Annotated in this window: 18 protein-coding genes and 1 pseudogene; 7 read left to right on the top strand and 12 right to left on the bottom strand. The window is 63.4% G+C overall.

The window, feature by feature from the left end; genetic code table 11:
* Positions 1-37: 37 nt before the first annotated feature.
* Positions 38-697, top strand: a pseudogene (bluB, locus tag AC0NIH_RS27165) (5,6-dimethylbenzimidazole synthase); the annotation flags it as partial.
* A gap of 86 nt (positions 698-783) precedes the next feature.
* On the opposite strand, the gene AC0NIH_RS27170 reads toward bluB, so the two are convergent.
* On the bottom strand, positions 784-1,767 hold the full coding sequence (locus tag AC0NIH_RS27170; RefSeq protein ID WP_473466914.1) for a hypothetical protein: 984 nt from the start codon (positions 1,765-1,767) through the stop codon (positions 784-786).
* A gap of 89 nt (positions 1,768-1,856) precedes the next feature.
* Positions 1,857-2,465: a TetR/AcrR family transcriptional regulator gene (locus AC0NIH_RS27175; protein WP_473466912.1), complete on the bottom strand. Its 609-nt coding sequence runs from the start codon at positions 2,463-2,465 to the stop codon at positions 1,857-1,859.
* Positions 2,466-2,586: 121 nt separating this feature from the next.
* Between AC0NIH_RS27175 and AC0NIH_RS27180 the strand changes: the two genes are divergently transcribed.
* On the top strand, positions 2,587-3,810 hold the full coding sequence (locus AC0NIH_RS27180) for an MFS transporter (protein ID WP_473466910.1): 1,224 nt from the start codon (positions 2,587-2,589) through the stop codon (positions 3,808-3,810).
* A gap of 50 nt (positions 3,811-3,860) precedes the next feature.
* On the opposite strand, the gene ribB is transcribed toward AC0NIH_RS27180, so the two are convergent.
* Entirely contained in the window at positions 3,861-4,961 is a 1,101-nt protein-coding gene (gene ribB / locus AC0NIH_RS27185) for a 3,4-dihydroxy-2-butanone-4-phosphate synthase (RefSeq protein WP_224687059.1), read from the bottom strand.
* 95 nt (positions 4,962-5,056) lie between these two features.
* On the bottom strand, positions 5,057-6,157 hold the full coding sequence (gene aroC, locus AC0NIH_RS27190; RefSeq protein WP_224687058.1) for a chorismate synthase: 1,101 nt from the start codon (positions 6,155-6,157) through the stop codon (positions 5,057-5,059).
* 183 nt (positions 6,158-6,340) lie between these two features.
* On the opposite strand from aroC, the gene AC0NIH_RS27195 reads away from it, so the two are divergent.
* Positions 6,341-6,601: a DUF1344 domain-containing protein gene (locus AC0NIH_RS27195; protein ID WP_013896681.1), complete on the top strand. Its 261-nt coding sequence runs from the start codon at positions 6,341-6,343 to the stop codon at positions 6,599-6,601.
* A 115-nt stretch (positions 6,602-6,716) separates the two neighbouring features.
* Here the strand turns inward: AC0NIH_RS27195 and AC0NIH_RS27200 are convergent, their stop codons facing one another.
* The 4 genes from AC0NIH_RS27200 to AC0NIH_RS27215 all read right to left on the bottom strand — a co-directional run bounded on the left by AC0NIH_RS27200 (position 6,717) and on the right by AC0NIH_RS27215 (position 9,785).
* Positions 6,717-7,304, bottom strand: a complete 588-nt coding sequence (locus AC0NIH_RS27200) for a histidine phosphatase family protein (RefSeq protein ID WP_473466908.1) — start codon at positions 7,302-7,304, stop codon at positions 6,717-6,719.
* Between the two features lie 52 nt (positions 7,305-7,356).
* On the bottom strand, positions 7,357-8,178 hold the full coding sequence (gene fabI / locus AC0NIH_RS27205) for an enoyl-ACP reductase FabI (protein WP_023778671.1): 822 nt from the start codon (positions 8,176-8,178) through the stop codon (positions 7,357-7,359).
* A 106-nt stretch (positions 8,179-8,284) separates the two neighbouring features.
* Complete coding sequence (locus AC0NIH_RS27210) at positions 8,285-9,211, bottom strand: DnaJ C-terminal domain-containing protein (RefSeq protein ID WP_287276847.1); 927 nt, start codon at positions 9,209-9,211, stop codon at positions 8,285-8,287.
* 112 nt (positions 9,212-9,323) lie between these two features.
* Positions 9,324-9,785, bottom strand: a complete 462-nt coding sequence (locus AC0NIH_RS27215; protein WP_473466907.1) for an RT0821/Lpp0805 family surface protein — start codon at positions 9,783-9,785, stop codon at positions 9,324-9,326.
* A 39-nt stretch (positions 9,786-9,824) separates the two neighbouring features.
* Between AC0NIH_RS27215 and pdxH the strand changes: the two genes are divergently transcribed.
* Positions 9,825-10,442 carry a pyridoxamine 5'-phosphate oxidase gene (pdxH, locus tag AC0NIH_RS27220; RefSeq protein WP_473466905.1) on the top strand — a complete coding sequence of 206 codons (618 nt, stop codon included), beginning with the start codon at positions 9,825-9,827 and terminating at the stop codon, positions 10,440-10,442.
* 75 nt (positions 10,443-10,517) lie between these two features.
* Here pdxH and AC0NIH_RS27225 read toward each other — a convergent pair whose 3' ends face one another.
* Together AC0NIH_RS27225 and AC0NIH_RS27230 are read right to left on the bottom strand one after the other, a co-directional pair.
* Positions 10,518-11,267 carry a crotonase/enoyl-CoA hydratase family protein gene (locus tag AC0NIH_RS27225; RefSeq protein ID WP_023764517.1) on the bottom strand — a complete coding sequence of 250 codons (750 nt, stop codon included), beginning with the start codon at positions 11,265-11,267 and terminating at the stop codon, positions 10,518-10,520.
* A 28-nt stretch (positions 11,268-11,295) separates the two neighbouring features.
* The gene (locus tag AC0NIH_RS27230; RefSeq protein WP_473466903.1) at positions 11,296-13,065 is read right to left on the bottom strand and encodes an acyl-CoA dehydrogenase; all 1,770 of its coding nucleotides are present in this window, start codon (positions 13,063-13,065) and stop codon (positions 11,296-11,298) included.
* Between the two features lie 212 nt (positions 13,066-13,277).
* On the opposite strand from AC0NIH_RS27230, the gene AC0NIH_RS27235 reads away from it, so the two are divergent.
* Both AC0NIH_RS27235 and AC0NIH_RS27240 read left to right on the top strand, forming a co-directional pair.
* Entirely contained in the window at positions 13,278-13,514 is a 237-nt protein-coding gene (locus AC0NIH_RS27235) for a hypothetical protein (RefSeq protein ID WP_473466901.1), read from the top strand.
* A 148-nt stretch (positions 13,515-13,662) separates the two neighbouring features.
* Positions 13,663-14,772, top strand: a complete 1,110-nt coding sequence (locus tag AC0NIH_RS27240; RefSeq protein ID WP_473466957.1) for a glycoside hydrolase family 25 protein — start codon at positions 13,663-13,665, stop codon at positions 14,770-14,772.
* A 20-nt stretch (positions 14,773-14,792) separates the two neighbouring features.
* Here the strand turns inward: AC0NIH_RS27240 and purD are convergent, their stop codons facing one another.
* On the bottom strand, positions 14,793-16,070 hold the full coding sequence (gene purD, locus AC0NIH_RS27245; protein ID WP_473466899.1) for a phosphoribosylamine--glycine ligase: 1,278 nt from the start codon (positions 16,068-16,070) through the stop codon (positions 14,793-14,795).
* Between the two features lie 280 nt (positions 16,071-16,350).
* Positions 16,351-17,172 carry a phytanoyl-CoA dioxygenase family protein gene (locus tag AC0NIH_RS27250; protein WP_023764521.1) on the bottom strand — a complete coding sequence of 274 codons (822 nt, stop codon included), beginning with the start codon at positions 17,170-17,172 and terminating at the stop codon, positions 16,351-16,353.
* Between the two features lie 89 nt (positions 17,173-17,261).
* On the opposite strand from AC0NIH_RS27250, the gene AC0NIH_RS27255 reads away from it, so the two are divergent.
* A complete protein-coding gene (locus AC0NIH_RS27255) occupies positions 17,262-18,173 on the top strand; it encodes a LysR family transcriptional regulator (protein ID WP_473466898.1) in 912 nt (303 codons plus the stop codon).
* The last annotated feature ends 16 nt before the right edge of the window (positions 18,174-18,189 follow it).

Below are 18,189 nucleotides of genomic sequence, written 5' to 3' on the forward strand. Positions count from 1 at the left end.
GCGGCTGGCATCGATAGCAATCGCAAGGGGACAAGCGATGCCGGAACACATGACCGCTCCTGGTAGCGACGGATTTGACCAGATGGCGCGCGACGCGGTCTACCGCGCCATGTTCACGCGGCGTGACGTGCGCAGCCACTTCCTGCCCGACGCGCTCGACGACGAGGTGCTGGCGCGGCTGCTGCTTGCCGCCCATCACGCGCCGTCGGTCGGCTTCATGCAGCCATGGAACTTCATCGTCATTCGCGATGCCGCACGACGAGCGGAGGTGCGCGACCTGTTCTTGGCCGCGCGCGAGCAGGAATTGCCGGCCATCGAAGAGGAAAGGCAGGCGCTCTACCGCAAGCTCAAGCTGGAAGGCATCTGCGAAAGCGCGCTCAACATCTGCATCACCTGTGACCGACAACGCTCGCAGGGCTCACCGCTGGGACGCTGGCACAATCCGGAAATGGACCTCTACAGCACGGTCTGCGCGGTGCAGAATTTCTGGCTGGCCGCGCGCGCCGAGGGCGTCGGCGTCGGCTGGGTCAGCATCATCGAGGCCGGGGCGCTGAAAAGCCTGTTGTCCATTCCCGATCACGTAACGCCGGTCGCCTATCTCTGCGTCGGTCGGGTCTCCGAATTTGCGCCCAAACCGGACCTTGAAACGCATGGCTGGGGCCGACGCCTACCGTTGCCCGAACTGATCATGAGCGAGACTTTTTGCGGCCAAGGCGAGATGCGGCTCAAATCGACGGTGGCGCGCCTCAACGCCGTCGATGCGGTGGCGGTAAGCCCCGCCGATCAGCGTGTCGCGCCGGCCGTGTCCCAGCGCGAGCCGCCGGAGGAGGCCAGCGCCTTGTCCTTGAGTTCCCTGAATTTCGACGATGCCTCGGCGAGCCGGGCGTCCCAGGCGGGATCGGGCACCTGGCCGGCGATGGTCTTGAAATAGACCTGCATCAGGCAGGCGATGGCGAAAGGCTCGATGAAAGCCGCCTTGAACGCCCAGGCAAAGATGATGGCGAGCACGAAGGCCCAACCAGCCAGTTGCCCCGGTATGATGAAGAGAATTGCGGCGGCAGGAGCCAGCATCAACAGGAAGATGACGAAGGACACGCCCCACATGATCACCGCCAGCCAGACGGCGTTCTTGACCATGGTCTTGCCGTTCTGGGAATAGAGCACCACGCCTTGCCGGGCCGTCTCGAAGGGCGAGGACGAATTGATGCGGATATTATAGCCGAGGATGATCTCGTCGACATAGGTCAGCGAAAGGCGGATCACCGTGTTGATGAAGGAGACAAGACCGCTCAGGCCCGGAATCGGCAGGAAGGCGGCGATGCCTCCGAGCAGGCCGGTGACGGTGCGAATGGCGCCCTTGACCAGCTGGTCGACGACGAAAAGGATGTTGGCCTCGGCGAACCGCTCGGTCACGACTTGCCTGGCATAGGCGATCTGGTTCTGGCCGCCGGGGACGTCCTGGCCGTCGATCAGATGGACCATGACGGCGATATGGCCGGCCTTGACGACGTAGAGGATGTATTCCCGGATCCAGTAGACGGCGATCGAGACGACGCCGAAGCCAACCACGCCGCCCCATAGGGCAAAGGACATCGGCCCGTCGGGATCTGTGGAGATATGGCCGACGCCATAGCCGACCGAGGCACCGGTGCCGGTCGCCATGATGTAGGCCAGCGTGATACCGAAATAGACGACCATGCGAAAGACAATGAAGGGCCAGGTCCGCATCATGATGGACACCGACCTGCCGATATCGAAATCCCACATGCCCCGAATCCCCTCAGAGATGGCTGGGAAGGATGCGCTCAACCCGAAGATTGTCAATCGCGGGCGGATCCCGGACCGCGGACGGGATGTCAGTTCGGCTGCGAACCCGGTTTCCTGAGCAGGCCTTCGAGCAGTTGCTTAAACGCCGCCACCACCTTCCTCGATGTCGCTTCGGGATCGTTCGAATTGGCGATCCGCTGCGCCGCCTGGCTGCTGGCGCCGTTGATCAGCCGTGCGGCGGTCTCGGGGTCGACGCTCGGGACGACCACTCCCTCCCCCTGCAGCGCGGTCAGATGATCGGTCATTGAACCGACGCAGGCATTGGCATTCGACCATTGTGCCGGATCGCCCAGCACGGCCGGACCGTCGCGGAACATGATACGCTGGATCTCCGGCTCCAACGCCATTTCGATATAGGTCGTGCACTCGTCGACGAAGTGTTGCCAGCGGTTCGGCGCTCTCGATGCGACCTCATTCACCCGAGCCGCCATCTCGGCGTCGATTTCGGCGATAACCGCCTCCAGCAGTCCCTTCTTGTCGCCGAAGTGATGATAGAGGGCGCCGCGCGTCAGCCCGGCCGACGCGGTGAAATCATCCATGGAGGCCTCGGCGTAACCGATGGTGCCGAAAGCCTGGCGGGCCGCGGCGATCAGCTTGGCACGCGTCTGCGCGATCATCTCCTTGCGAGGTCTGTGCATTCCGTCTGGCCCCATTCACATACGTCTCGTATGCCAATTGACATACGCGACGTATGGTCTATCTAACACTCATACGCTTCGTATGTAATTGTCGAATTGTCCTTTGTCGAGGAACAGGATCATGCAGAACCCCTATTCGGAAATCTTTCGCGCCCCTGGCGCCAAGGGCTTTGCAACTGCCGGCTTCATGGCGCGCCTGCCGATTGCCATGGCTCCGATCGGCATCGTGGCGATGTTGTCGCAGACACGCGGCGAGTACTGGCTGGCGGGCGCCGTCTCGGCGACATTCGCGTTGGCCAACGCTTTCCTGGCGCCGCAAATATCAAGGCTGGTGGACCGTCTTGGCCAGACCCCAATTGTCGTGCCCACCACCATCATCTCCGTGCTCGCTTTCATCATACTGATTGCGTCCGCCAATCAGGACTGGCCTATATGGACGCTGTTCGTGTCGGCGCTGCTGGCGGCAGCCATGCCCAGCATGCCGGCAATGGTGCGGGCGCGCTGGACCGAGATTTTCCGGGGCCGGCCTCAGATGAACACCGCGTTCGCCTTCGAATCGGCGGCGGACGAGTTGGTCTATATCGCCGGAGCATCCCTGTCGGTGGGCCTCAGTGCCGGCCTGTTCCCGGAGGCGGGCATGCTGGCGAGCACGTTCTTTCTCGCCGTCGGATCGATGGCCTTCATCCTGCAGCGCTCGACCGAGCCGAAAGTGCGACCGGTAGCCAATGGCTCCAGCGGTTCGGCGATCCGCCTGCGGCCGGTGCAGATCATCACCTTCGCCCTGATCTTCATCGGCGCGACGTTCGCCACGACGGAAGTGAGCACCGTGGCGATCACCAGGGAACTCGGCCAGCCGGGTGCCGCGAGCCTGGTCATCGGCGTCTATGCGCTGGGATCGTTCGCGCTGGGCATCGTCGTCGGCGCGTTCAACCTCAAGGCGCCGCTGCAACGCCAACTTGCCATTGCGGTCGCCCTGGTCGCGCTCGGCACGCTGCTGCCGCTCACCGCCGACAGCGTGCCGCTGCTGGCGCTGACCGTCTTCATCAGCGGCGTCGCGATCTCGCCGACCTTCATCACGGCGTTCGGCCTGATCGAACGGCATGTGCCGGAAGCGATGCTGACCGAGGGGATCACCTGGGTGATGACAGGCATCGGCATCGGCATGGCGCTGGGGTCGTTCGCCGCCGGCGCGGTGGTGGATGCGTTCGGCGCCCAGAACGGGTTCTGGGTTTCGGTGGCATCAGGCGCCATTGCACTGGTCACGGTGCTGCTCGGCCAGCGCAGCTTGGCCACCCACAATTGCGAACTGGATGGATGCGAAGCGGCGGTCGTTCCTGCTGAATGATCCACGAAGCGCCCGGTTTGAACGGACCGGGCGCTATCATCACCGGCAGTTCAGATGATTTCGGTCTTGGCGATATGGATGCCAAAACCTTCGAGGCCGACATAGTGGCGCTCGCGCGAAGCGATCAAATTGATCGAGGAAATGCCGAGATCCTTGAGGATCTGTGCGCCAAGGCCAATTTCGCGCCATTCATTCTCGCGGCGGCGGGCCTCCTCATGGTCCTCGCGCTCGCCGCTCGCCGGGCGCTTGCGCTCCTGGTGCGCGACGCCGACAGAGCCCTCACGCAGATAGACGATGACGCCGCGCTTGCGCTCGCCCATCGTCTTCATGATGGCGTCCAGCCGGTGGCTTGTGCCGAAGACGTCGGTCACCACATCCTCGGAATGCAGCCGCACCGGCACCTCTTCCCCATCGCGAATGTCGCCGAAGACGATTGCGACATGATGCATGGAATCCCAGGGCAGTGTGTAGGTGAAGACCTGCGCCTTGCCGCCGAGTGTGTCGATCTCCGAGCAGGCCACGCGTTCGACCAGTGTTTCCTTGCGTTGCCGATAAGCGATGAGATCGGCGACCGACACCTGCTTGAGACCATGCTCCTCGGCAAAGGCCGCGACCTGCGGACCGCGCTTGACGGTGCCGTCGTCATTGACCAGTTCCGAGATCACACCGATCGGCGGCAGGCCGGCGAGCTTGCACAGGTCGACTGCCGCTTCGGTATGGCCGGAGCGCATCAGCACGCCGCCTTCGCGCGCGATCAGCGGAAAAATGTGGCCGGGGCGGACGAAATCGGAAGCGCCCACATTGCCGTTGGCGAGGTTGCGGACGGTCAGCGTGCGGTCGTCAGCCGAAATGCCCGTCGTGGTGCCGTGCTTGAAATCGACGCTAACGGTGAAGGCGGTGGTGTGGGCCGAATCATTGTCGGCGACCATCGGCTGCAGGTTGAGGCGCTTGGCTTCCTCGCGCGGCATCGGCGTGCAGACGATGCCGGAGGTGTTGCGCACGATGAAGGCCATCTTCTCCGGCGTGCAATGAACGGCGGCGACGATCAGGTCGCCCTCGTTCTCGCGCCCGTCATCGTCCATGACGACGACGATCTCGCCGCGTTCGAAGGCACGCAGGGCTTCGACGATCTTCTTCTGGTCGTAAGGCATGGAGTGCTCGCTTTGCTCGCGGGAATAGGGAGTAGGCAATAGGGCAGTAGGGGAAAGAAAAAAAGGCCTACTGCCTATTCCCTACTGCCTACTGCCTACTCCCTTCCCGTCTGTCCCCGATGGCGCAGATAATGATCGGCGATGGCGCAGGCTACCATCGCCTCGCCTATCGGCACGGCGCGGATGCCGACGCAGGGATCGTGGCGGCCCTTGGTCATCACCTCGACATCGTTGCCGTCCTTGTCGATCGACTTTCGCGGCGTCAGGATCGACGAAGTCGGCTTGACGGCGAAGCGGGCAATGATCGCCTGGCCCGTCGAGATGCCGCCAAGGATACCGCCGGCATTGTTGGACAGGAACACCGGCTTGCCGTCATTGCCCATGCGCATCTCGTCGGCATTCTTTTCGCCGGTGATGCGGGCGGCCTCGAAGCCGTTGCCGATCTCGACGCCCTTGACGGCGTTGATCGACATCAGACCCGACGCAATGTCCTGGTCGAGCTTGGCATAGATCGGCGCGCCGAGCCCTGGCGGAACGCCGTCGGCGACGATCTCGATCACCGCGCCGACCGAGGAACCGGCCTTGCGGATACCGTCGAGATACTGGGTAAAGACGGGAACGGAAGCGGGATCGGGCGTGAAGAACGGATTTTCCGCATCGCCAATGAAGTTCCAGTTCCAGTTGGCGCGATCGATGGACTTTTCACCCATCGACACCAGCGCACCGCGCACCACCATCCCTGGCACCACCTTGCGGGCGAGCGCGCCGGCCGCCACGCGCGCGGCCGTCTCGCGGGCCGAGGACCGACCGCCGCCACGATAGTCGCGTATGCCGTATTTGACGTCATAGGTGTAGTCGGCATGGCCAGGCCGGTACTGGCGGGCGATTTCGCCATAGTCCTTCGAACGCTGATCGACATTTTCGATCAGCATCGAGACCGGCGTGCCGGTGGTGATCATGGTCTCGCCGTCCTCGTCGAGGACGAAACCCGACAGCACCTTCACCTCGTCGGGTTCGCGGCGCTGGGTGACGAAGCGCGACTGGCCCGGCCGGCGCTTGTCGAGTTCGGCCTGGATCTCCAGCCGGGTGAAGCGGATGCCGGGCGGGCAGCCGTCCACCACACAGCCGAGTGCGGCGCCATGGCTTTCACCCCAGGTGGTGACACGGAAAAGATGGCCGAACGTGTTGTGAGACATGGAAAAGTGCCCTGATCGGCAGCCGAGCCGGTTGAAGCCTGCCTTCTATTGGCGTTTTCCACAGGGGTCAAACTGTGATCCGGCGGATTTAGTTTTGACACATTCGGTTGGTTTCTGCTCTGCTCCATTCGCCGTTGAGGATCCGCCGCCACCGTGCCGGCGCAATGACCAAAGAGGACGATGATGCGTACCCTGATTGGCGCTGTTGCCGCCACGCTGCTGCTTTCCACCGCTGCTTTCGCCGGCCAGACCGAAGGCCTGATCAAGAAGATCGACAAGGACGCGCTGACGCTGACGCTGGACGACGGCAAATCCTACAAGCTGAATGCCGAGACCGATCTCGACGCGCTGAAGCCCGGCATGGACATCGTGATCGCCTATGATGTGACCAATGGCGAAAACGTCGTCACCGATATGCAGTTGCCGGACAGCGACACGAACTAAAGCGCGTCGCGTTTGAACGGATTCAGGCGACGCGCTTTGGTTCTTTGCTTTTAAGCATGTCGTTCTGCCAAAACCGGGGCCACTTTTGAGCGACATGCATTAGAGATCAGGTGACCTAAAGCCACTCCAGGCTCTTGCCTTCGAGCTTGAGCACGCGATCCTGTGGTATCTCCAGGTTCGCTGCCTCGTCCTCGGCCATATCGAGCACAAGGCGAAACAAGGTGCGCATGACGCCGCCATGCGTCACGCAGACGGTTTGCCGGTTCAGCGCATCGAACCATGGTTTGACCCGCTCAAGCAGCATCCGGTAACTCTCGGCGCCTTCCCCCGGTGGCTGAAAGTTCCATTTGTCCAAAGCGCGCGTCCTGCTCGCGCCGGGATACCCGGTCTCGAGTTCGGCAAAGGTGGATCCCTGCCAGTCGCCGAAATTGACCTCGACGAGATGGGGATCGGTCCGGTAGGCATCCGGATCGATCTGCATCGCGGCGCGGATACGCTCCATCGTTTCGCGCGTCCGCTTCATCGGGCTGGCGACGAAATCGAAATTCTCCGGATCATGGACAAGTTCGGCCAGCCGAAGTCCGTTTCCGGTCGCCTGTTCGCGGCCAAGGGCATTGAGATCTGTGTCGGCCTGCCCTTGCAGCCGGAACTCGGCGTTCCACGCGGTCTGGCCGTGGCGCACGATATAAGCCAGCGGGTACATCAGGTCTTCCGGAGGTCGGGCCTGGGCCTGGGCGGAGGATGGTCGGAGGGAATTAGTCCTTGACCGTCGAAATATCAGGCGCGTCGACCGCCTTCATGCCGACAACGTGATAGCCGGAATCGACGTGGTGCACTTCGCCGGTGACGCCACGTGACAGGTCGGACAGGAAATAGACGCCGGAATCGCCGACCTCTTCCTGCGTGACTGTCTGCTTCAGCGGCGAATTGTATTCGTTCCACTTCAGGATGTAGCGGAAGTCGCCGATGCCGGAAGCGGCCAGCGTCTTGATCGGGCCGGCGGAGATGGCGTTGACACGGATCTTCTTGGAGCCGAGATCGACGGCCAGGTAGCGCACGCTGGCTTCGAGTGCTGCCTTGGCTACGCCCATGACGTTGTAGTGCGGCATCACCTTCTCGGCGCCGTAATAGGTCAGCGTCAAAAGCGATCCGCCATCGGTCATCAGCGCCTCGGCGCGCTTGGCGATGGTGGTGAAGGAATAGACCGAAATGTCCATGGTGCGCAGGAAGTTGTCGCGCGTCGTCTCGACATAGCGGCCGGTCAGCTCGTCCTTGTCGGAAAAAGCGATGGCATGGACGAGGAAATCGAGCTTGCCCCCCCAATGCTTGGCGACATTGGCGAAAACCTCGTCGAGGCTCGCTGGATCGGTGACGTCGCAATGGCCGGCGACAAAGGCGCCCAGTTCCGCCGCCAGCGGCTCGACGCGCTTCTTGAAGGCCTCGCCCTGATAGGTCAGCGCGATTTCCGCGCCGTGGTCGACGCACGCCTTGGCGATGCCGTAGGCGATCGACCTGTTGTTCGCGACGCCGAGAATAAGGCCGCGTTTGCCGGCCATCAGGCCCTGTCCACCCGCCATGTGCGTGCTCTCCGCAAGATCTTCTGCTTTGTGGAGTGCCTATCGCACAGGCACAAAGCCCCTTCAAGCGTTCAAACCGGACAGTTCGGGGGACAAAAGCCGTCGATCAGCCTTTTTGGCTTCGCAGCAGCGCTTCGAGCGCGCTGTCGCCGCTCTCCGGCAGCATGATGCGGACATGGACATAGAGATCGCCATGGCCGCCGGCTTTTTCCGGCAGGCCCCTGCCCTTGAGGCGTAGGACCTTGTCCGAGCTCGACCAGGCAGGAACGTTGACCGCGAGCCTGCCGGTCGGCGTCTCGACCGGCACCTTGGCGCCCAGTGCCGCGTCCGCCAGCGACACCGGCAGGTCGGCGTGCAGGTCGCGGCCCTCGATACGGTAACGCGGATGCCGGCGGATATGGATCTTGACCAGCGCGTCACCGGGCTGACCCGGTCCCTGCTCGCCCTGCCCCTTCAGCCGGATGGTCTGGCCGTCCTCGACATAGGCCGGCAGCTTGACCGCCACCTTGCGGCCATCCGGGAACATCGCCGTCACTTTTTCGGCATTCGCCGCTTCCTCGATGGTGATGTCGAGCGTCACGTTCAGATCGGCAGCGGTCGCCGGCTGGCGGCGGTCGCCCATGCCGGGACCGCGCGCGCCCGAAAAGGCGTCGCCGAAAATCTGGCTGAAAATATCGCTGTTGCCGTCGAACGGATCGCCGCCCGGACGACCCGAGCGGAATTCGAATCGCGAACCACCCGCCCCTTGCTGCCGACGAAATCCGCCGAAGGGATCGCCACCGGCGGCGCCCTCGAAACCTTGGAAACGTGGCTTGCCGTCGGCGTCGATCTCGCCTCGATCGAAGGCGGCACGGTTTTTCTCGTCGCCGACGATCTCATAGGCCTGGTTGGCCGCGGCAAAACGATCCTTCGCCTTGGGATCATTCGGATTCTGGTCCGGATGATGTTTCTTGGCGAGCTTCCGGTATGCCGATTTTATGTCCTTGGCCGATGCGTTCTTTGCAACGCCCAGCACCTCATACGGGTCGCGCATGCGTCCTGCCCTGGAAATGAGTTGAGTCCATACTTGCCTCCTATATGCGCTCGCATAGGAAGAAATTCCAGTGCCGGACCGTCATATCAAGGGCGGAAATCGAGCGCGGAAGTTAGAGCGGCTTGAAGCCCTGCATGCGCCAGCCACCGGCGCTGGCGAGGCACAATTCACCCTCGAACATTGCAACGCCATCAAAGCTTTCGCGCGACGCCTTGAAGCGGCGGCAGGTCTGGCCGCTGTCCTTCAATTCGGCGAGCTCGGTGATGGAGCCGCGCGATCCGGTGCCGGCATTCGCCCATGGCACGGCCTGCCCGCCGAGCTGCTCGATGTCGGCGGAGGACACGGCATTGCCGATCGTCGTCTGGTCGGAATTTCGATCAGCATCGACCGGCGCCGCGGAAGCAGACGTGCTGCTGGTCAGGATCGAGCGGTCGACCTCGGCCTTTTCCAGGCTGAAGCCACCCGCTCCACAGGCAGCCAGTGGCAGGCTGACGACCACGATCGCGGCTTTCGCGCTGGCCGAAGCGATAACGCTCCATTGCCTGCTGTCAAAAGCTTGCGCGATACGCGACAATCGGCAACCTCCCATGATCCGTGACAATTTGAGAAAACTATGAGTGACACTGAGTTAACAAGCGGTGACTTTACCGAGGCCGGCGAGCCGTTTCGCCTCTTTGCCGCATGGCTGGACGACGCCACGAAGAGCGAAATCAACGATGCCAACGGCGTGGCGCTGGCGACCGTCGATGCCGGAGGCATGCCGGATGTGCGGATGGTGCTGCTGAAGGGGTTCGATGAGAGCGGCTTTGTGTTCTACACGAATTTCGAGAGCGCCAAGGGCCAGGAGATTCTGGGCAGCATGAAGGCGGCGATGTGCTTCCACTGGAAATCGCTGCGCCGCCAGGTGCGCATTCGCGGTCCGGTGGAGATCGTCAGCGATGCCGAAGCCGACGCCTATTATGCGACGCGGCCGCGCGGCAGCCGCATCGGCGCTTGGGCCTCGAAACAGTCGCGGCCGCTGGAAAGCCGGTTCGCGCTGGAGAAAGCTGTCGCCGAATACACGGCCCGTTACGCAATCGGCGAGATTCCACGCCCGAAACACTGGTCCGGGTTCCGCATCGTGCCGAAGACGATCGAGTTCTGGCACGACCGGCCGTTCCGGCTGCATGATCGTGTGGTCTTTTCCCGCAACGCCATGGGCGGTTGGGACAAGACGCGGCTTTATCCCTGAACGCGGTAAGTCGGCGCTTCACGCCACCCGGCCCTGCGGGCCGACCTCCCCATCGAGGGGCGGTAGGAGGTCGAGCTATTTCTTCCTGGTCATGAACGCCGTCAGCGCGGCGCGCGCCTCGTCCGACTTCAGCCGCTCGCGGAAGTGCTCGCTTTCCTCGCCGATGCGAGCAATGAGGTCTTCGCGCGAGCCGCGCATCAGGTCGCGCGCGATCTTCAGCGCCTGCGGCGGCTTGGCGGCGATCTGGCCCGCCGCCGCCAGCACCGAGGCCTCCAGCGCTCCTTCCTCGACCATTTCGTAGATCAGGCCGGTGGCTTTGGCGCGCTCGGCCGAAAAGCCCTCGCCAAGGGCAAGCAACGCGAAAGCGGCCTGCTGCCCCAGCACGCGCGGCGCCAAGAGGCTCGATCCCGCCTCCGGCACCAGGCCGAGGTCGACGAAGGGCGTCCGGAACACGGTGCGAGGCGTGGCGAAGGTCAGGTCGCAATGCAGGTTGAGCGTGGTGCCGATGCCGACGGCGATGCCATCGACGCCGGAGACCATGGGTTTTTCGACCCTGGCCAGCGCCATCAGGAAATCCCAGACTTCAGTGCCGCCGTCGCCGCCGGTGGCCACCACCATGAAATCGGCAAGGTCGTTGCCGGAGGAGAAGGCGCCGGGCACCCCCAGGAACACATGGACGCGAATGGCCGGATCGGCATCGCCTTCGGCCAATGTTTGCGACATCTTGGCATACATGGCGCGCGTCAGTGCGTTCTTCTTGTCCGGGCGGTTCATGCGGATGATCTGGATGGCGCCCTGGCGCTCGACGAGGATGTGGTCTGTCACGGTTCTTCCTTGTTAGGCCCTGTGAACGTCAGGCAGAAATCAGCGCCTTGCCGGCGATGGCGAGGCTTTCGGCACCGTCGATAACGCGCTCTTTCAGCGTGCGCGCCTCGCCAAGCAGATTTTCGGCGAAGAAGCGGCAAAGCGCGATGCGCCCGGGATCGGCCAGAGCGCCCCGCGCCAGACAGGCGCCGCCGGCTGCCAACGAGATCAGCCGCAGATAAGGTGTGGCACCCGCCAGCGCCTCTTCCGACCGGCCCTCCGCCGACATTTTTTGCAGGAAGCAGGTCGCTTGCGTCAGGTCGTCGAGTGCCGCGTCGAGAGCATCGGCGGTGCGGCCGAACCCCTGCAGGTTGGAGGTGCGCACGGCATTGGCGACCGCGGCCAGTTCGCCGATGAAGCCATGGATATGCTCGCCACCACCGAGCGGCAGCTTGCGGGTGACCAGATCGATCGCCTGGATGCCATTGGTGCCCTCATAGATCGGCGCGATGCGGGCATCGCGATAAAGGGCAGCCGCGCCGGTCTCCTCGATGAAACCCATGCCGCCATGGACCTGGAGGCCAAGCGAGGCCACTTCCACCCCGACATCGGTCGAAAACGCCTTGGCCAGCGGCGTCAAAAGATTGGCGCGGTCGCGCCAATGCGCCGCCTCTTCCCCGGACGACACACGCGCCATGTCGATGGCGTGCGCACAGGAATAGCTGATCGCCCGTGCGGTCTGCGTCAGCGCTTTCATGGTCAGGAGATTGCGCTGCACATCGGGATGATGAACGATCGGCGCCATGCCGGCGCCGGCATAATTCGCCGCCTTGCCCTGGCGGCGCTCATTGGCATAGGCGATCGCCTTCTGGGTCGCGGCTTCGGCGACCGCCACGCCCTGCATCCCGACGCAAAGCCGCGCATTGTTCATCATGGTGAACATGCAGGCGAGGCCCTTGTTCTCCTCACCGACCAGCCAGCCGATGGCGCCCGGCTTGGCGCCCTGGAAACCGTCGCCATAGATCATGGTGCAGGTCGGCGAGGCATGGATGCCGAGCTTGTGTTCGAGGCCGGAACAGAAGACGTCGTTGCGCGCGCCGAGCGAGCCGTCGTCGCCGACCAGGAATTTCGGCACCAGGAACAACGAGATGCCGCGCGTGCCGGCAGGCGCATCCGGCAGCCGCGCCAGCACCAGATGAACGATGTTGTCGGTGAAATCGTGCTCACCATAAGTGATGAAGATCTTCTGGCCGAAGATGCGGTATGTGCCGTCACCGGCCGGCTCGGCGCGGGCGCGCAAGGCGGCGAGGTCCGAGCCGGCCTGCGGCTCGGTCAGGTTCATCGTACCCATCCATTCGCCGGAGACGAGTTTTTCCAGATATTTCGCCTTGAGGTCTTCGGAGGCGTGCTTGTCGAGCGCTTCGACCGCGCCCATGGTCAGCGTCGGGCCGATGCCGAAAGCCATGGCGGCGGAGTTCCACATTTCGAGCGCGGCGACGCCAAGCATGGTCGGTAGGGCCTGGCCGCCATACGCTTCCGGACCGGAAAGCGCATTCCAGCCGCCATCGATCCAGCGTCGATAAAGTTCCTTCCAGCCGGGCGGGGTGGTGACGGCGGCATCCTTGAGCACGGCACCGTGTTGGTCACCGATCTTGTAAAGCGGAGCGACTTCCTCGGTGGCGAAACGGCCTGCCTCGCCGAGAACGGCGTCGACCAGATCCTCGCCGAGATCGCCGAACGAGCCGGCTTCGAGAGCGGATTTCATGCCGGCCACGTGCTTCAGCGTGAACGCGATATCCTCGACGGGTGCCCGATACATGCCGCTTTCCTCCTCACCTTCCGCCAACGGACCCTATGGCTCGCGAAGCCGCAAAACCATCCGCCTTTGGGCGATCTTCCGCTTTCCTTTTTACGTAAACGTCAAATTTTGTCACGCGGATTTTGCAATCGTCCCGGCACGTATTAGATTCGATCGATGCCGGATCAATTCGACCGGCGACAGACCAGAACCAGCCGACTGGAACCAACCCCATGCTCGCCAGACCTGACACCTACCGTTGCATCGAATGCGGCCTGCCCTACCGGGCGGCTGGGTTCTCTTACTATCATGGCGACTTGGAAAACGGCGCCGCCTATTGGTCGGATCGCGGCATTTTGTGCTCGCCGAAATGCTCGCTCGCCCACCACCGCAAACGCGCAGCCGAAGGCACGCTGCAGCAGGAGCCGGCGCCGGATCCGTTTGAATTCCAGCCATTCAGCCGGCGCTGACTTCCCGGCATTGGCCGGCATCGTCCTAGAGAAGCACTTCCTTAACCATAGCGGTCCAGCATCTGTCTTTGATCAACGGGGGTTCCCTGTTTTGAAAAGGACGGTGCGCCTCCTTCGCCGTACAGCGCTTCTCGCTCTTGTGGCGACGATGACGCTGTCGGCGGCGGCAAGGGCCTCGGATTTTTCCGAGCCGTGGAAGAATGCCGACCGCGCTTTGGTGGTCGATGCCTACGAATACAATTCCATCGACTGGGCGCAACTTGCCACCGACAAACGCGTCGTCGCCTTCATCAACAAGGCGTCGGACGGCATGCCGCCGCCCTATTTCTGCTTTGGCAGCGACACCGAGGTGAAGCTCTGCAAGGCGTTGTGGAAGCGCCATGCGGTGACGCGCGAGCTGTTCCAGACGCGGAGGATCGTGGCCAAGGCGCTCGGCATGAAATGGGGCGCCTATCATCTCGCCCGCCCCGGCAATCCGGTCGAGCAGGCCAACAATTTCCTCGACTTCGCCGAACCGGCACCCGACGATCTCATGGCTCTCGACATCGAGGGCAACGATCCCACGCAATGGATGTCGCTCGACGATGCCGAGGAGTTCGTGCGCCAGGTGCACAGGCGCGTCGGCCGTTTCCCGGTGCTCTACACCAATGGCAAGACCGCACAATTCATCGCCGACAACCGCTACAAATACCGGCTCCTGTCGCGGCTGCCGCTCTGGTACGCGCGCTACAAGCCTGACATCGACGTGCATTTTCCAATGGGCAACTGGCAGGGCTATGCACTCTGGCAATTCTCGGCGCAGGCCAATTGCGGCCATTTCCGTTGCCCCTACAGGGTCGCCGGCACACCTGACGATATCGATGTCAACGTCGCGCCAACAGACGCCGCCACGCTGCACCAGCAATGGCCTTTTGGCGGGCTGATCGACGTGCCGTCAGACTATCTCGCCAGCGTACCGGTACCGCTGTCGCGCGAAGCAGCGTTGGCCGGCAAGACCACCCTCATCTATGCCGATGTCGCGACGCCGCCGACGTTCGAGGAACTGGTCGCGGTGCTCGGTACGCGCTGGTCAAGATTCCGCAGTGGTTTTCGCATGCCTGTCGTGAAGACCGTGCCGCGACGGCCGAGCTTCGGCATCGTCGAATATGTTGCCTGGAAGCGGACCGAGCAGCGTTCACCCGCGCAAGTCGATGCCGCCTTCGCCGCGGCCGACCCGGTCAGCACCGCTTCGACCGAAAGCGATCGCGGCCAGCGGTAGCTGCCGTCCACACCCGAGCTTCAGCGCGCCTGCTCGCGCGCCACGGCCTGCCAACCGATATCGCGGCGGCAGAATCCGTCAGGCCAGTCGATGCGGTCGAGCGCGGCATAGGCCCGCGCCTGCGCCTCGCCGACCGTCGCGCCCGTCGCCGTGACATTGAGCACGCGGCCGCCATTGGCAACCAGTGCGCCGCCGTTGATGGCGGTGCCGGCATGGAATATCTGGACGCCGTCAGCCGCCGCGTCCTCGACGCCGCGAATGACCGAGCCTTTTTCCGGCGTGCCGGGATAGCCCCGCGCCGCCATCACCACGGTGAGCGCCGCCTCGTCGCGCCAGCGCACGGAGGTGTGTGCGAGCTGGCCGTCGGTTGCGGCGTTGAGCAGCACCAGCAGATCGTCCTTCAGCCGCATCATCAGCACCTGGCATTCCGGGTCGCCGAAGCGGGTGTTGTATTCGATCAGCTTCGGCCCCTTGTCCGTGATCATCAGCCCGGCGAAGAGGATGCCGGCGAAGGGCGCGCCGAGATCGGCCATGCCGCGCATGGTCGGCTGGATGATCTCGCGCATGGTGCGCTCGACCATTTCCGGCGTCATCACCGGGGCCGGCGAATAGGCCCCCATGCCGCCCGTATTGGGGCCGACGTCGCCGTCACCGACGCGCTTGTGGTCCTGCGCGGTGCCGAAGGGCAGTGCCGTCGTGCCGTCGCAGAGGCAGAAGAAGCTCGCCTCCTCGCCGGTCATGAATTCCTCGATCACCACTTCAGCGCCGGCGGCGCCGAAGGAACCGTCGAAGCAGGAATCGAGTGCCGCCCGTGCCTCGTCCAGCGTCATGGCGACGGTGACGCCCTTGCCGGCGGCAAGCCCATCGGCCTTGATGACGATCGGCGCGCCCGTTTTCTCGACATAGGCTTTCGCGGAGGCCAGATCGCCGAAGCGGCCGTAGGCCGCGGTCGGGATGTTGTACCTGGCGCAGAGATCCTTGGTGAAACCCTTGGAGCCTTCCAGCCGCGCAGCAGCCTTGGAAGGCCCGAAGACGCGGATGTTTTCGGCGCGCAGATCGTCCGCGATACCGGCGACGAGCGGTCCTTCCGGGCCAACCACGACGAGGTCGATTTTTTTCTCCCGACAGAAGGCGGCGACGGCGGCATGATCGGTGACGTCGAGCTTCACCAGCTCGGCCTCGCTGCCGATGCCCGGATTGCCGGGGGCCGCGTAAAGCTTGGTGAGCAGCGGCGACGCCGCGATCTTCCAGGCCAGCGCATGTTCGCGGCCGCCGGAGCCCAGAAGAAGAACGTTCATGGCCACCTCTTGATGCCGAAATTCTGCTCTGGCGGCCATCTGGCGGCGTTTTCTGCGCTTCCGTTGCTCACGGACCAAATATCCGCTCCGCTACGGTTCTCGAAACCACCACCATATGACTCGCCAGAGCGAATTTCGAAACAGTCTCTTGGAGAGCACCCGCTATTGCTCTCTGGGCGACGGGTCAAGGCATCAAGATGTTTTGATCCGATTTGCGCACGGGAACGTTATCCCCTGCCGAATATGGGCGCCGAATTCCCGCACCCATATTCTGGCCCGCTCAGCCAGGGAAGACGACCGGAAACCAGTCTTCGCGCAATTTCTGGCCTGGCTGCATGCCATGGCCATGATATGGCGGCGAGGTGCGGCCCGGCCGCTCGACATAATGGGCATCGTCACCGACCCAGCGCAGCGAGAGCGCCCGGCGCCGTGCCGCGGTCAGGTTGCCGCGCGCGCCATGCGCGGTCCGGAAGTCGAACAGGATGGCATCGCCCGGCTCCATCTCCCATTCGAGCACCTTCATCGACGGATCCTTGTCGGGATCGGGCACCGGCAGGTAGTCGCCCTCGCCGGCGTAGAAATTGCTGTCGTCGAGCCAGCGCACCGGCAGGATCATCTTGTCCCATTTGTGCGAGCCGGCGATCAGGCGCAGCGTCGCCTCCTTCACCGGGTCGATGGGGATCCAGAAGCTGACCGTCTGCTGGCCATCGACGAAGTAGTAGGGGATGTCCTGATGCCAGGGCGTCGGCTTCTGCGTGCCGGGTTCCTTGACCAAAACATGGTCATGGAAGAATTGCGCGGTGCGCGATTGCATCACCGCCGCCGCCAGTTGGGCGGCCGGCGATTCCCGCACCACCTCGACGAATTCGGGGATGCGTTCCCAGTTGCAATAATCGTCGAAGAAACTGCCGCGGCCATTGGCGATATCAGACGCGGTGGCGCTGCGGTTCCGCATGTTGCGCTCGATGCCGGCGGCGATCGTATCGACCCAGCCCTTGAAGGCGCCGCGGATGCAAACCGCGCCGTCACGCTGATAGTCGGCAATCGTCTCCGCATCGATCAGGTCGGTGTCGATTGGGCGGGCGGCAGTCTGGGAAGCCATGGGTTCTCCTTTCAGGATCGAGACGACTATCGCAGCCCTCCTTCATTCGGTAAAATAATAACTTCTCATCCGACACATAGGCCTTAGCTATGAGTCTTACCCTGACGCAATTGCGCTATCTGGTCGCCGTCGCCCGCCACGGCAGCGTCACCGGCGCGGCCAGGGCGCTGAACATTTCGCAACCGTCTATTTCGGTGGCGATCGACGCCGCGGAAAAGGATTTCGGGCAGAAACTGTTCGTGCGCCAGCGCGGAAGCGGCGTTTCGCTGACTTCCTTCGGCCGCACCGTGGCGGTGAAGGCAAAACAGGTCCTTGCCGAGACGGACGAACTTATGAGCCTGGGTGCCGACAACTCGGCCGTCGGCGGAGAGTTGGTGCTTGGATGTTTCGAGGATCTGGCGCCGTTCTTCGCACCTGCGCTGATCCGTGCTTTTTCCGAACGCCATCCGGCGGTGAAAATCGTCGTTCGCGACGAGACCTTCGAGACGCTGGGGCGGCGACTCGGCGACGCGGCCATCGATCTCGGTCTCACCTATGATCTGAGCCTGCCAACCCATTTCGCCCGCATCCTGCTGCACGAACTTCGCCCGCACGCGCTGTTGCCGTCGGGCCATGCCCTGGCGGACCAACCATCTGTCAGCCTGGCGGACCTCGCCGCCTATCCGCTGATCACGACGGACCAGCCGCACAGCTGGCAGCACATGCTCGATCTGTTCCGCGGCCGGGGTCTCTCGCCGGTGGCCGACAGGGCGACAAGTTCGTTCGAACTCCAGCGCAGCATGGTGGCGAACGGCTTCGGGGTCGCGGTCAGCTACACCCGCCCGCATGGCGACCGCAGCTATGACGGGCTGCCTCTCGTCTGCAGGCCATTGTCGGATCCGCTGCCCATGCAGCGCATCATTCTCACCTATGACACGCACCAGCGGGTATCGAACGCAGCGCTGGCATTCGTCGACGTGGCGAAGGCATGGTTCTCCACGCGCGACATCTTCACCGCCTGACGGATTGGCGGTCGCC

The organism is Mesorhizobium sp. WSM1386, assembly GCF_055901595.1.